Here is a 14,430-nt window from a genome sequence, read left to right as displayed (position 1 = left end):
TAATGCCGATCAGTTAAGGTTAATTGATCGGTTGACCGATCTAAATGATCGTGAATAATCCGTAATTAGTTTCGCTAATTACGGTTTTTTTATGGATATTCAAACAGCTCTTTCAACCACCTTCTCATCTGCTGATGAATTTACAACGCTTGATAACTTATCTGGCATCTTAGATCCCGAATTACTTAACCAAGCTTTTGAAAAATCGGGTGTCGCCACCGTTCGTAAACGTCGCCTACCACTCGATGCTGTCGTTTGGTCTGTGATTGGTATGAGTTTATTTCGTCATGAATCTGTTTGGGATATAGCCTCTAAAATGGACATCGCCTTACCAGGTAAAGGGAAACTAGTTGCCCCTAGTGCCATGGTTCAAGCGAGACAACGCTTAGGTGAAGATGCTGTCGAGCAGGTCTTCAAGATGATGGCGTCACGGCATTATAATCATGCCCACTTCGATACATTTTGTGGCTTAAATCTATTAGCAGTTGATGGCGTTGTTTTTCGTACACATGATACGCCAGAGAATAAAGACGTATTTGGGTGTGGCTCAACCCAGTATGGTGAAAATACCTATCCGCAAATTCGGATGGTATGCCACATGGAGCTAACGAGCCATCAACTCATTAATTGTACTTTTAACGGGCAACATCAAGGAGAAATGACACTCGCTGAAGAGCTCATTGAAGGTACACCGGATAACTCATTAACCTTATTTGATCGCGGTTATTATTCATTAGGGCTTTTGCATCGTTGGCACCAAGCAGGGACTGAAAGGCACTGGATGATACCTGTCAGAAAAGGCTTAACCGTTGATACCATAAAGAAAATGAGTAAAAATGACCAGTTAGTGCGTCTTAAAACATCGCCACAAGCGCGAAAAAAGTTTACTGACTTGCCAGAGTTTATAGAAGCTCGGCTGCTTACTTACACGCATAATAATAAGCAGTATCAGATTCTTACATCAATGCTTGATGTAATGCGTTACCCATCAAAAGAAATCGCTGATTTGTACATGCATCGCTGGGAAATAGAAATAGGATATCGAGAAATAAAACAAACAATGTTGCACTCAAACTATATCCTACGCTCAAAAAGGCCGGATATGATAAGGCAAGAATTGTGGGGGTTACTAATTGCCTACAATATTATAAGAATAGCCATGCGTGAGGCAGCAGAGTTACTGGAAGTATGGCCAAATCAACTGAGTTTTTCTCATTGTTCAAGACATATCAATGTATTTCTGTTAACTATCCCACTGACAAGTCCGGGAAATTTACCAAAACGCTATGAGCATTTATTAGAAACGCTGACGCTATTTCAGTTACCAACAAGGCATCATGAGCGCAGCTTTCCACGATGTGTGAAAAAGAAACCATCTAAATATCCCTATAAAAAAAAGCCAGTCAGTGTTAACTGACTGACATTAGCCAAATAGGGCTCGTTTTTTATTGGCTTATTAATTAATAGTATAAAATTGTAAGGTTCGATTAATGTCAGTTATTTACCTTTGCTTTTTAATAGTTTGATAACTTTAATTACCCTTTCAAGAGTGATAGTAAGTAGTAAAAATAATTCTGTAAACTCACGCATAATACTTCTCCTCAGTTATTGTTGAGTTAATAGTATGTTTAGAAATTCAATTGGTCAAATTACATAAGTTGCTGTTTTTGAAGTGTTTTATTTTTTGTCTGGTAGGCGTGTTTATTATACTGGGTTCTTTGGGTATTATGCTGAGAATTACTGGGGGAAAATATTATTTTTTTTACAAAAAACTGAAATAAACTACTTTTAAATTGTTTTTTGCTTGAGTAGTTATTTTTAGAATGTTTTAAAGCGGCTTTTCACTAATATTAACTCTCATAAAATTGTACAGGTACTTTAAATAGAGGACTATTCATGAAGTATCTAAATTACATATTGCTTTACCTATTTCTATTTTTCACATCGAACACATTTGCGCTTGAGCAGAAGTATCACGACAGCGTTTTACCTGCTATTGCTGCTTTTAAAACGCATGATAAAACTGTGATTGCTGCGCATATTCGTTACCCATTAAAACGACGATACCCGATACCTGACATTAAAAATGAAGCTGAGTTTATTAACCGCTTTGATGAAGTGTTTAATGATGAGCTAGCGGCAGTTATTGCCAGTTCAAACATTAAAACTGATTAGGAGAAAGTAGGTTGGCGCGGCATTATGCTAAATAACGGCGTTATGTGGGTAGATACCGACGGTAAAATTATTGCTGTAAATACACAAAATACTAAAGAGCAGACACTTGCTAAAAGCTTAATCGAACAAGGTAAGCAATCCTTGCACGCAAGTATTAATAACTTTGAAAAACCAGTACTCGATTGGAAAACGGCTAACTACCATATTCGTGTTGATGATTTAGGCGATCATAATTATCGATATGCAGTGTGGAATATTGATAAAAGAGCAAAGGATAAGCCTGATATGGTTTTATTTAACGGCGATGTAACGGTTAGTGGCACTGGCGGTAATCACCATTATACGTTTAAAAATGGGCGTTATAGTTACATACTACATGTAACCATTATTGGCTGTGATACATCACCACCAGGTTGGCTTGAAGTTTATAAAGACGATGAGCGATTACTATTTGAAGATGTTATAAGCACTCATTAATGTATGTTTTAGTATGCTTGATAATGTAGATCTGTTTTCAACAGTTAAACGTTCTAATAATTAGTATTTTTGTAAAATAGATCTAAGTGGTAGGCTAAAAGTAGTAAGTATAAAATAGTAAGTAATTAAAAATAGTTCTCGCGCAACAAGGAACCCTCCTGTAAAGCGCTTTGCCAAGGAGTTTAGTATGATCACGCTTACCATTAATGATAATAAACATGAGTTTTCTGGCGATCCGTCAACGCCAGTATTATGGTATCTCCGAGACGAATTGAATTTAACTGGGCCTAAATTTGGCTGTGGTATGGCGCAGTGCGGTGCGTGTACTGTGCATATAGATGGGGTAGCTCAGCGCTCGTGTGTATTACCTGTAGCGGCAGTAGCGGGTCTTTCAATTACAACAATTGAAGGGTTAAGCGAGCAGGGCGACCATCCAGTACAACAAGCATGGATAGAGCATAAGGTACCGCAGTGTGGTTTTTGCCAGTGCGGCCAAATGATGCAAGCTGCAAGCTTATTAGCTGCAAACCCAACCCCAACCGACGATGAAATAGTAAGTAATATGTCGGGAAATATTTGCCGTTGTGGTACATACCCGCGTATTCATAAAGCAATTAAATCAGCTGCTAAAACAATGGCGAGTGTTCAGTATTTTGACCCAAATGAACAAGGGGAAGAAGTATGAACCAAAATAATAAATATTTTGATTTAAACCGCCGTAAGTTTTTAAAAACCAGTGCAATAGGTGCGTTGGTACTCGGTACCTATTTTGTAGGCAGTGCGCCAAGAGCATTTGCGGGTGTGTTAGAGCAGCCATCTGAGCTGGCAAAACGCGCAAACTTATTTATTGCACTGCGCCCAGACGGCATGGTTGAAATAACGTGCCATCGCTCTGAAATGGGTCAGCAAATTCGCACCGCGATTGCACAAATAGTTGCCGATGAAATGGAAGCCGCGTGGGATAAGGTTATTGTTATTCAGGGTAAGGGCGACCCTAAATACGGCGATCAAAATACCGATGGCTCNTATCCGCTACAACATGCAGCGCCTGCGTGAAATGGGCGCAAGTGTACGTTACATGATGCAGCATGCTGCCGCTAAGTTTTGGAAAGTTGATCCACAAACCTGTACTGCTAATCAACACGTCGTTACACACAGCTCAGGTAAATCGCTTACTTATAAAGATTTAATCGACTTAGCGCTTACAATAACGCCACCAGAAGCTGACAAACTAACGCTTAAAACGCGCAAAGAATGGCGTTACATTAATACCGGCATGGCGCACATAGATTTAGCCGATTTAGTAACAGGTAAAGCAATATTTGCAGCCGATGTACGCGCACCACAAGCGCTGGTNCCCGCCGGTAGTAGGCGGTGTTGTTAAGTCATTTGATGCCAGTGCTACAAAAGCGATAAACGGCGTTATAGATGTTATTGAAATACCTGCACCAAAAGGCGCACCGCAGTTTCAGCCAAAAGGTGGCATTGCGATTATAGCTAAAAACACATGGGCTGCATGGCAAGGGCGTAAAGCATTAAAAGTGGTGTGGGATGATGGCAAAAATGGCGATTACAATTCAGAAGAATTTAAAAAGTCATTATTACAAACAGTACAAACTCCACAGGCAAACATACGTGATAAAGGCGATGCCATGGGCGTGTTGGCTAAATCGAGCAATAAATTGGTAGCTGATTATTACGCACCGCATCTTGCTCAAGCACCAATGGAGCCGCCTTGTGCAACAGCTATGTACAACAAAGACAGTGTTGATATATGGGCTGCTACGCAAAATCCACAANCTGCAATGCTTGGCATGGATGAGAGCAAAATTAATGTTCACGTTACCATGTTAGGGGGCGGCTTTGGGCGTAAGTCAAAACCTGACTTTTCAGCAGAAGCGGCTTACCTTTCAATGAAAGTAGGCAAACCTATTCGTGTGCAATGGACGCGTGAAGACGACATACAACATGGTTTTTACCATGCTGTTTCGGCTCAGCACATTGAAGCATCGCTAGATAAAAATGGCGCAATAGAATCGTATTTACACCGCACCGCGTTTTCACCAATTACCTCTACCTTTTCAGAAGGGGCGACTACGCCGGGAAGCTTTGAACTGCGCTTAGGATTTACCGATAACCCTATTAACACACCTAACATGAAGTTAGAAAACGGTGATGCGCCTGCCAAAGCACGAATTGGTTGGATGCGTTCTGTATCAAATATTTTTCATGCCTTTGCTATTCAGTCATTTATTGGTGAAGCAGCGCACAAAGCCGGTCGCGACCAAAAAGACTATTTACTAGACACTATAGGTCCGAGTCGTATTGTTGATGTAACAGAGCAAAATGCTACATACGATAATTACGGTGGCGATAAAGCGGTTTATCCTTTAGATATTGGCAGGCTGCGCCATGTTATTGAAAAAGTAGCTGACATGAGTAAATGGGGTCGAGAACTTCCTAAAGGTCGAGGTTTAGGCATAGCAGCGCATAGAAGCTTTTTAACTTATGTAGCTACGGTAGTTGAAGTAGAAGTGTCGGATGCTGGCGATTTAAACGTAATTAAATCGTGGGTTGCCATTGATGCGGGTACGGTTGTAAACACCGACACAGTTAAAAATCAAACCCAAGGTGGCTCTATTTATGGTATTACCACTGCAATCAGCGATGGTATTACCTTTGATAAAGGGCGCGTACAGCAAAGTAACTTTCATGATTATCGTGTACCGCGTATGAGCGACTCACCTCTTGAGATTGAAGTTGAAATTGTACAAAGTGATGCACCACCAGCAGGAGTAGGCGAGCCGTCTACACCAGTTTATGCGCCAGCATTATGTAATGCTATTTTTGCAGCGTGCGGAAAGCGTATTAGGCAGTTACCGATTGGTAACCAATTAAAAGCGTAGCTAAATAACCTACAGCTTAAACAAAAAAAACCGCCAAATGGCGGTTTTTTTAAAAGCGGTTAACGCGGTTTAACGACCTTTTTCAAACTCATCAACTTCACGCTCTGCTTCTTCTTTAGATTTACCGTATTGCTGCTGAATTTTACCAACTAGCTCTGTACGGCTACCTTCAATTTTATCTAAATCGTCGTTGGTAAGATCGCCCCATTTTTGTTGAGCCTTACCTTTAAGTTCTTTCCAATTACCTTCGATACGATCGCTGTTCATAAGTTTATCCTTACTTTAGGTTAGTGAATTAACTGTCAGTTATAAAGTAGCAAGCCTTGTACCAATGAATAATAATGGTTTTATTGCTTTTATTATCAGTTGGTTATATTTTTATGTTGAGCGATTTTGTTTTTAATATTGCGCTATTTATTAAAAAATATACATAGCAGCCTGTAATTATTGCTGACATAAGTTACGCCGCTTTGATGTAACTCATTCTTAAATTTTTGTTTTAAGCTAATATGCAGGTATTAAACAAAGTAGTTAAGCTGAGTGAGTTATGAATACTAAGACGTGTGAATATGGAGTGGGTGACTGCTCATACAAAATGGCAGGTGAGTTAGCAGGTATTACACAATTGGTGAATGCGTTTTACGATAATATGGACGCTTTAAAAGAGGCTGAAAATATAAGGAGTATGCATTAAAAAGACTTATCGGCATCGCGAAAAAAGCTCGCTTATTTTTTGTCGGGCTGGTTAGGTGGTCCTAAATTATACGCTGAACATTTTGGCAGTATTAACATTCCTCAAGCGCACAAACATTTACATGTAGGAATTGAGCAAAGTGATGCATGGCTTTTATGCATGCAAAAAGCGGTTGATGGGCAACCTTACGAAGCACCATTTAAAATTTACTTAATGCAGCAATTACGAGTGCCTGCAGATCGAATTAGAATGGTGTCGGGTAGTTAATAGCAATTATTAATAAACATCTACCGCGGTGTCGCTGCGGTTTTTTGTTACAATGCCTGCAAAGCAATTTAGGGTAAATAGCTGTGCTGCCGGTTCAAGACATATATCAACAACTCGTTACTACATTACAAAGTAATCCTATTACGTTATTACAAGCGCCGCCTGGTGCGGGTAAATCTACGTGGTTGCCGCTGCAACTAATGCGCGATGGGCATTTTAAACGTATTGTAATGCTAGAGCCTCGCCGTTTAGCTGCTCGTAATATAGCCAGCTACTTAGCAAAGTGCCAAAACGAGAGTGTTGGGCAAAGTGTGGGCTTGCGGATTAGGGGCGAGAGTAAAGTAAGCGCTAATACGCGCCTCGAAATAGTCACCGAAGGCATGCTAACGCGCATGTTGCAAAACGACCCCGAATTAAGCGATATTGATTTACTGATATTTGATGAATTTCATGAGCGTTCAATTGCAGCCGATACCTCACTTGCCTTTGCGCTCGAGACCCAAAGTGCGCTGCGTGAAGATTTAACCATTATGCTTATGTCGGCAACTCTTGATACTGAGCGTTATACAGCGTTTTTTGACTGCCCTGTAATTCAATCAAGCGGTCGCAGCTACCCAATAGACGAAATATACATACCCATAAAAGATGAAAGCCGTTGGCTTGATGCAATTCCTACCATAATAAAACAAGCACTTAATGAGCAAACAGGTAGCGCATTGGTATTTTTACCTGGGCAATTTGAGATACTACGCGTGCAACAAGCACTTAGCGATTTACCCAGTAACTGCATAGTAGCAACGCTATTTGGCGAGCAAGATAAAGCCAATCAGCAAGCTGCTATTGCTCCTGCACCAAACGGCATGCGCAAAGTAGTGCTTACCACCAATGTAGCCGAAACCAGTTTAACTATTGAAGGCATACGCATTGTAATTGACAGCGGCAAGCGCCGTGCAGCTACCTTTAATTTAAAAACAGGGGTCACTGAGCTCATAACACAAAGTATATCGCGCTCGTCTGCTGTGCAGCGTGCAGGGCGTGCAGGGCGAATAGAGCCGGGCATTGTTTATCGAATTGGCTCAAAGCAAACCTTTGAGAGACGTAATAGCCACGACAATCCCGAAATACTCACATCAGACATAAGCCAACTTATGCTTGAGGCAAAGCAGTGGGGAGCCAGTATTGATGAGCTAACCTTGCTCGATAAGCCCACTGAGCAACAATGCGAGCAAGCAAGTAACCTGCTTAATATGCTTGAAGCTATTGATAGCAAAGGTAAGCTCACACCGCTTGGCAGTAAAATGCTAGGTTTTGGTGCTGATATTCGTTTGGCGCATATGCTATTAAAAGCACAAATACTTGATGACCAACTCTCTGGTATTTTTAGGCTCGCTATTTATTTAGTGGCATTACTTGAGAGCCGAGTAAACAGTGCAAACGAGTTGAGTTTAGCGCTACATAGCCAACAACAACGTCCGCATCCGGTATTTAAACAACAGTTAAAATATTGGCAAAGCCGCTTAAAAGTAAAAAACGAAAACAGCGAATTAAATACGCATTATATAAGTTTGCTGGTGGCATTGGCATACCCCGATCGCATCGCTAAAAAACGTGGTAATGGTTATTTACTTGCCAATGGTGCTGGTGCTGAGTTAAATGCCGATTACTGGCACAACGACGATTACTTAGCTATAGCAACCATGGGCGGGCACAAAGGAGGGCGTATATTTACAGCCACTGCGCTCAACCCATTTGAGTTACAAGAGTATTTACCGCATTTATTTAGTGAACTTACTCGTTGTGAGTTTGATGAAAAATCAGCGCGTTTTATTCATCAAGATGAAGTAAAGCTTGGTGCTATAACACTCACCAGCCAGCCTAGTAAACAAAAACTAGATAAGAGAGAACGTGCTAAAGCGTGGCTTAACTTATTTGCTAAACACGGTTTTGCATTATTTAACGAGCAACCTGATGCGCAGCAATTGCTGATACGCATGAGCTTAGCAAGTAATTTAATACCCGATAAATTCCCACAAATAAACGAGCAACAACTCATTCAAAATGCAGCGCAGTGGCTAGGCGTGTTTTTAGAAGATATTAAAACGCTTACGCAGCTTAAAAAGTTTAACTACTTTGAAGCATTGCAGAACTGTTTTGATTGGCAACAACAAACAGCGTTAAAAGCATTGTTACCACTGCGCTTAACGGTGCCAAGTGGCTCAAATATAAAAATAGAATACCAGCTTGATGGCCCCGCAAAGCTAAGCGTGCGCATGCAAGAAGTTTACGGCTTGACTAGTACGCCTATGCTTGCCAAGGGTAAACTGCCACTGCTTATGGAGTTGCTATCGCCAGGTAAACGCTCACTGCAACTTACTCAAGATTTAGCGCACTTTTGGGCTAGCAGTTACCGCGACGTGCAAAAGGAAATGAAAGGTCGCTACCCTAAACATTTTTGGCCAGACGACCCTGCCAACAGTGTTGCAACCAACAGAGTAAAGAGCAAGATGTAGGTGATAATTCACTTAAAACTAATTTTGTTTGATTATTGAACTTACTAATGTAATGTACCTATAAAATATTTTTAGCTACAGGGAATAGTCAATGAGGTTACTTTTAACGTTAGGTTTGGTATTAGTTGCTACCTTTTCGGTTCATGCCCAAGAGCCTCTCGACTTAAATACGTTTGCGCAGCAGTACTATAAAACAATGACCGCCACACAAGCACCTAACGCAGGTGCTAAAGAGCTTGAGGCTTACCTTGCATTGTTAACCGATGATATTGGCAATCAGTATATTCCGTATCAACCGGATGACTCACGTACTCCAGATGGTAAAAAGCAGATGCGCAAAGGTATGAGTTTTTACTTAGGTGCGCACACATTGTTTGAAAGCACACTGCTTAATACATTTGTGTTTAACGATACAGGCTTTGCTATTCGTTATAAAAACTATGTAAAAGGTATTCATCCGCAAAATAAGCAGCCAATAGAGTACACCTCCACAATGATGGAAGTGATTGAAATTGAAAGCGGCAAAGTGGCGATGATCCGCAAGTACCACGAATAACTAATAAAGCCAATAAAGATATATTTATGAAACATTTACTGATCGCATTATCAATATTGATGTTTAGTGCGTTCGCCAAGAAAAATGGCTCCATACCTTGTTATTATTGGATTTAAACTTCTTTTCCGCCATGCTTTTCTGCTAGGTCGTCGAGCTCGGCTGAGGTGTAATCAAAACCACTTTCGTCGTATTCGTATGTCACTTTTACACTATCGCCGCCATTAAAAAGTCGTGTTTTTACATCGTTAACCGGCCAGTCTTTCAGCTCGTGTAAAAACCGGTTAGCAACTTGTGAAGATTCAAAACAATAGCGAATTTCTGTTTTCATAAATAATAAAGCTCTGGCTGTTTACCCCTGCAGCTAGTGCATTATTAATGGGGCGTTCATGATTCGGTTACAAAAAATAAAGAGTTAAATTGTAAATTTTGTGTTTCAATAAATGCATCAAACTCGGTACACACTAACGTACTTTAATTAACAAATGATGACGACTTTACATGCATTATAAATTTGCTCTGATCGCAAGCTCGGTTTTTATACTAAGCGCTTGCGGTGGTTCAGGCTCAGATGATACGCCAACCGTTAACGGAAATAAAATCCCCATTTTGTCAGTCGCTGATTTTCCTAGTGAATTAAGTAAGGGCCAAACAATTGAGCTAACAGCAACAGCCAGTGATAAAGACGGCACTATTACATCGGTTGTATGGCAACAAACGCAAGGGCCTGAACTAATTAGCGGGCCTTTAGAGGCAGTAACCACCTCAGTAACACTGCTAAATGCGCAAAGTTATAAGCCTGTTAATTACGCTTTTTCGATCACAGCAACCGACAATGAAGGGGCAAGCAGTGTAAAAACGCTGAGCTTTATAGCGCGCAATAATATGGATGAGATTAGCGCCGCACGGTTACTACACCAAGCAACAATGGGGCCTAAGCTTAGTGAAATACAAAACACACAAGGTTTAAGCGAGCAGCAATGGCTTGATAAACAAATAGCGCTACCTATTAATTATCACCGTGATTATTTAGTAAAGCTAAATGACGATGACGACTTTAAATACATAAGCCGCATAGATGCATGGTGGAAAGCAGTAATGCAAAGTGACGATCAACTCCGTCAACGTGTTGCATTTGCGTTAAGTGAAATATTAGTGGTGTCGGATGAGAACAGTGCCTTAAGAGGGCAACCTGAGGGCATGATCACTTATTACGATTTATTACTAAAGCATGCCTTTGGTAATTATCGTGACTTACTCGAAGATGTCACGCTTTCGCCTATTATGGGAACTTATTTAAGCCATTTGGGTAACGAAAAAGCAGACGATACACTTAATATTCGCCCAGACGAAAATTACGCACGTGAAGTAATGCAGTTATTTACTATTGGCCTTGAAGAACTAAATCTAGATGGCAGCGCCAAGCTTGATGCACAAGGTAATACCATTGCCACTTACGGACAGGTAGAAATAGAGGGTTTTGCACGCGTATTTACTGGTTGGACGTTTGCCGATAGTGAAACATTTAAGCGTAAAAGTCGTGATTATATTAAGCCAATGGAAGCATTTGACGAGTACCATTCTAGTAAACAAAAAACCTTACTAAACGGTGAGGTTATACCACAAGGTTATGCAGCAGAAGAGTCATTGCAAATAGGGCTCGATAATTTATTTAATCATCAAAATGTTGCGCCGTTTATTAGCAAACAGCTTATTCAGCGATTAATTACCTCAAACCCAACCCCCCAATATGTTGAGCGAGTAGCTAATGTATTTATTGATAACGGCGCTGGTGTACGCGGCGATTTAGCGGCGGTAGTAAAGGCTATTTATTTAGATGATGAAGCGCGGCATTTTGGCTCAGTGCTTAATTACCAAGGTAAAATTAAAGAGCCTATTTTAAAAACTGTACAGTTTTGGCGAAATCTCGATGCTAAATCGCCAGCGGGTTATTATAAAACATGGAATTTAATAAATAGCTACGGACAAGGACCCATGCAATCGGCTTCAGTATTTAACTTTTTTAGGCCTGATTATCAAACCGCAGCTTTGCGAAATGAAGGTATTGTTGCACCAGAATTACAAATAGCAAACGACGCAACACTGATTGGCACCATGAACGCGCTTTACGCAAGCTTAGTATGGAGTACCGCAGAAGCGCGCAGCGATTTAAATTCAAATAGTATTTATATTTATGTTCAAGACGACATGAATGTTTTAGAGAAAAACGGTGTTAGCGCGCTATTAGCTCAGTACAACACGTTATATTTTGCAGGCGCAATGAGCAGTGACACACGCCAAGCATTACTTGATTTAGATGCCTACTGTAATGAAGAGCAATACCGTGAACGGGTTTCGTATTTATTATATATGATTGCTATTTCACCTGAATTTAACGTGCAGTATTAGGAGCGCATAATGAGCATTAATAGAAGAGAGTTTTTGTCGTTATGTGTAAAAGGTAGTGTATCGGCTGNTTAACGAGCCTGCAATTACAAGCATTAACTGGAGCGACTAATGCAGTTGAGCTAGGAGATTACAAAGCATTAGTGTGTGTGTATTTATACGGAGGGAATGATTCGTTAAATATGCTAGTTCCGCTTGAAGGCGAGCAACGTAGTGTTTACGAGCAAAGTAGGCAGAACCTGGCGGTAGAGAGCCCACTTGAGTTAAGTATTAAAAGCCAGTTTGCCGGTGGAGTCGGTATTCATCCCTCACTTGAACCTATACAAAATGTGTTTGAATCTCAAAATTTAGCATTTGTAGGCGGGGTAGGTACTTTACTCGCTCCCACAACATTGAATGACTATAAAAATAAAGCAATAGGTTTGCCTAAGCATTTGTTTTCGCATAACGATCAGCAAGCTGCGTGGATGTATGGTCGAGAAAAACAATCACTTAATAGCGGGTGGGGCGCACGACTTTTAGAGCGTTTAGAGTTACAAGATGAGTTTGCAGCTAATGTATCACTCGACGGTACTAATTTATGGCAAACGGGAAGTGCTAGCAATGCATTTGCGCTTAACAAAAGCGGCATTAGTAGTATTAACGCGTTTGGAGGGTATCAACCTCGTAGCGAGCACGTAACTTCTATTATGAACCGCTTACTAGGCAATACGAGCCATCCATTAAGTACAGCTTATGCCAATGGCTTAACAAGTGCGATAAATAACACTCAAGCAATGAACAGCGCGTTAGAAAGCGCGCCTGCACTTATTACCCCATTTAGCGATAATAGCCTTAGTGAGCAATTTTCAGCAGTCGCTAAAACAATTAGCGTACAGGCAAAATTGAGCACTCAGCGCCAAGTGTTTTTTGTTTCTATGGGGGGGTATGATACGCACGATAACCAATTAACAACGCACCCTGCTTTATTAAATACGTTAGCTCAAGGGTTAAGTGAATTTGATAGCGCGATGAAAGAGCTTGATATGGCAGATAAAGTGACTGCGTTTACTATGTCTGATTTTGGTCGCACGTTGACCTCAAATGGCGATGGCACTGACCATGGTTGGGCAGGAAACCAAATAGTAATGGGCGGCGCAGTAAAAGGCGGCAATATATATGGCGAGCTACTAACTCAACATTTGGATGGCCCACAAGATACCGGTGGCGGGCGTTTAATTCCAAGTGTTGCTAATGAGCAGTACTTTGCCACATTGGCTCAGTGGTTTGGTGTGCCAAGCTCTGAGCTTGTTGATATTTTTCCAAACTTGAGTAACTTTGATCACACAACATTGGACTTTTTTGTGTAATTAGTCGCTAATAGTAATCTAAAAGCACTTGTTAGTAGTATAAGCTACTGGTTAATAGTGCTTATCTGTTTTAATAATAAAAATCACACACAATATAGGAATCATAAAATGAAAGTTTTAGTGAGCTTAGTTAGTTTAATCGCTTTTTTACTCGTCATACTGCCAGGGCCTTTGTATAAATTTGGTATTGTAGAATTAGGTGTTGCGTTTACGGGGTTTAAATTTGGCGTTTATGCTGGTGGCGCTGCATTGGTGCTACTTATAGTACAAGCGTTATTTATGCGTAAAACGTTAACGCTAAGCAGTGGTGTTATTGCACTTGTATTTTCGGTTGTGGCCATTGCTATGCCACTTAATATGATGAACAAGGCTGAAGGCGTACCGGCAATTCATGACATTTCAACTGATTTAGTTAATCCACCAAAATTTGTAGCAATTGCACCACTGCGTGCAAATGCATCTAACCCAGTAGAATACGCGGGTGAAGAAACGGCAGTACAGCAACGCAAAGCATACCCTGAGCTGGTAACTTTAAGCTTTGCACAATCTAAAGCCGATTTAATGACAGCAAGCGAACAAGCAGTTAAAAATCTTGGCTTTGCATTGGTAAGTGCAAATACGGCTACAGGNCAGGTATTGTGGAAGCTACCGATACAACAACGTGGTTTGGTTTTAAAGACGATGTGGTTATTCGTATTAAAGATGAAGGCAGCCAACGTTTTGTTGATATTCGTAGTAAGTCGCGAGTAGGGCGTAGTGATTTAGGAAAAAATGCAGAGCGCATTCATTCAATTATTAATGAATTAAACAGCTTACTTGCAAAATAACTAAATTTAGCGCCCTAGTACTAATGATTGAGCCCAAACACTGTTTGGGCTTTTTTGTTTGCCCAGCGAAGCTGGCAAACCCGATAGGCTGAAAGATGCCTTATCACCCTGACTAAGGGGAAGATAATCTGAATGGCAAGGGCGTCACTGGCCAACGGTGGGGTCTGAAGGAAGCCATAAGAAGTTAGAGGTACACAACTAACCGTAACCTGTTTCGGCAGTATTGGTGGGTCAGCGTGCAAAATAGCGCAACGCCCTATACTTAG

The 14,430-nt window shown here is 40.8% G+C and carries 8 protein-coding genes and 5 pseudogenes; 11 read left to right on the top strand and 2 right to left on the bottom strand.

Annotated elements, in window-relative coordinates; translation table 11 throughout:
* Positions 1-91 precede the first annotated feature (91 nt).
* The 4 genes and pseudogenes from L655_RS0102815 (at position 92) to L655_RS01000000124945 (ending at position 5,558) form a co-directional block, all read left to right on the top strand.
* Positions 92-1,417, top strand: coding sequence for an IS4 family transposase (locus L655_RS0102815; protein WP_024604027.1), 1,326 nt, complete (start codon positions 92-94; stop codon positions 1,415-1,417).
* A gap of 479 nt (positions 1,418-1,896) precedes the next feature.
* A pseudogene (locus L655_RS01000000124950) lies at positions 1,897-2,652 on the top strand (hypothetical protein).
* A 187-nt stretch (positions 2,653-2,839) separates the two neighbouring features.
* On the top strand, positions 2,840-3,337 hold the full coding sequence (locus L655_RS0102800; RefSeq protein WP_024604026.1) for a (2Fe-2S)-binding protein: 498 nt from the start codon (positions 2,840-2,842) through the stop codon (positions 3,335-3,337).
* A pseudogene (locus L655_RS01000000124945) lies at positions 3,334-5,558 on the top strand (molybdopterin cofactor-binding domain-containing protein). Before L655_RS0102800 ends, L655_RS01000000124945 begins: the two are co-directional and overlap by 4 nt.
* A 69-nt stretch (positions 5,559-5,627) precedes the next feature.
* On the opposite strand, the gene L655_RS0102790 reads toward L655_RS01000000124945, so the two are convergent.
* Positions 5,628-5,825: a CsbD family protein gene (locus L655_RS0102790; RefSeq protein ID WP_007581220.1), complete on the bottom strand. Its 198-nt coding sequence runs from the start codon at positions 5,823-5,825 to the stop codon at positions 5,628-5,630.
* A 280-nt stretch (positions 5,826-6,105) separates the two neighbouring features.
* Here L655_RS0102790 and L655_RS1000000128455 point away from each other — a divergent pair, with 280 nt between their 5' ends.
* The 4 genes and pseudogenes from L655_RS1000000128455 to L655_RS0102770 all read left to right on the top strand — a co-directional run bounded on the left by L655_RS1000000128455 (position 6,106) and on the right by L655_RS0102770 (position 9,585).
* The gene (locus L655_RS1000000128455; RefSeq protein ID WP_342626714.1) at positions 6,106-6,252 is read left to right on the top strand and encodes a hypothetical protein; all 147 of its coding nucleotides are present in this window, start codon (positions 6,106-6,108) and stop codon (positions 6,250-6,252) included.
* A gap of 15 nt (positions 6,253-6,267) precedes the next feature.
* A pseudogene (locus L655_RS1000000128450) lies at positions 6,268-6,519 on the top strand (globin); the annotation flags it as partial.
* A gap of 83 nt (positions 6,520-6,602) precedes the next feature.
* Positions 6,603-9,029, top strand: coding sequence for an ATP-dependent helicase HrpB (gene hrpB / locus L655_RS0102775; protein WP_024604025.1), 2,427 nt, complete (start codon positions 6,603-6,605; stop codon positions 9,027-9,029).
* 91 nt (positions 9,030-9,120) lie between these two features.
* Positions 9,121-9,585 carry a hypothetical protein gene (locus tag L655_RS0102770; protein ID WP_024604024.1) on the top strand — a complete coding sequence of 155 codons (465 nt, stop codon included), beginning with the start codon at positions 9,121-9,123 and terminating at the stop codon, positions 9,583-9,585.
* Between the two features lie 112 nt (positions 9,586-9,697).
* Here L655_RS0102770 and L655_RS0102765 read toward each other — a convergent pair whose 3' ends face one another.
* Complete coding sequence (locus L655_RS0102765; RefSeq protein ID WP_010555169.1) at positions 9,698-9,913, bottom strand: hypothetical protein; 216 nt, start codon at positions 9,911-9,913, stop codon at positions 9,698-9,700.
* Between the two features lie 170 nt (positions 9,914-10,083).
* Between L655_RS0102765 and L655_RS0102760 the strand changes: the two genes are divergently transcribed.
* The 3 genes and pseudogenes from L655_RS0102760 to L655_RS01000000124930 all read left to right on the top strand — a co-directional run bounded on the left by L655_RS0102760 (position 10,084) and on the right by L655_RS01000000124930 (position 14,164).
* Positions 10,084-11,991 (top strand): DUF1800 domain-containing protein, encoded by a 1,908-nt coding sequence (locus tag L655_RS0102760; protein ID WP_024604023.1) that lies wholly within the window; start codon positions 10,084-10,086, stop codon positions 11,989-11,991.
* 9 nt (positions 11,992-12,000) lie between these two features.
* Positions 12,001-13,337: pseudogene (locus L655_RS01000000124935) on the top strand (DUF1501 domain-containing protein).
* A 108-nt stretch (positions 13,338-13,445) separates the two neighbouring features.
* Positions 13,446-14,164 (top strand): annotated as a pseudogene (locus L655_RS01000000124930) (DUF1499 domain-containing protein).
* The last annotated feature ends 266 nt before the right edge of the window (positions 14,165-14,430 follow it).

This window comes from Pseudoalteromonas sp. TAE79 (assembly GCF_000498015.1).
Taxonomy (GTDB): domain Bacteria; phylum Pseudomonadota; class Gammaproteobacteria; order Enterobacterales; family Alteromonadaceae; genus Pseudoalteromonas.
This window is presented reverse-complemented; position numbering and strand designations above follow the sequence as displayed.

Coding starts and splice junctions, on each gene's coding strand:
- L655_RS0102760 (WP_024604023.1), top strand. CDS start 10,084: ATGCATTATAAATTTGCTCTGATCGCAAGCTCGGTTTTTATACTAAGC.
- L655_RS0102770 (WP_024604024.1), top strand. CDS start 9,121: ATGAGGTTACTTTTAACGTTAGGTTTGGTATTAGTTGCTACCTTTTCG.
- L655_RS0102800 (WP_024604026.1), top strand. CDS start 2,840: ATGATCACGCTTACCATTAATGATAATAAACATGAGTTTTCTGGCGAT.
- L655_RS1000000128455 (WP_342626714.1), top strand. CDS start 6,106: ATGAATACTAAGACGTGTGAATATGGAGTGGGTGACTGCTCATACAAA.
- L655_RS0102765 (WP_010555169.1), bottom strand. CDS start 9,913: ATGAAAACAGAAATTCGCTATTGTTTTGAATCTTCACAAGTTGCTAAC.
- L655_RS0102815 (WP_024604027.1), top strand. CDS start 92: ATGGATATTCAAACAGCTCTTTCAACCACCTTCTCATCTGCTGATGAA.
- L655_RS0102790 (WP_007581220.1), bottom strand. CDS start 5,825: ATGAACAGCGATCGTATCGAAGGTAATTGGAAAGAACTTAAAGGTAAG.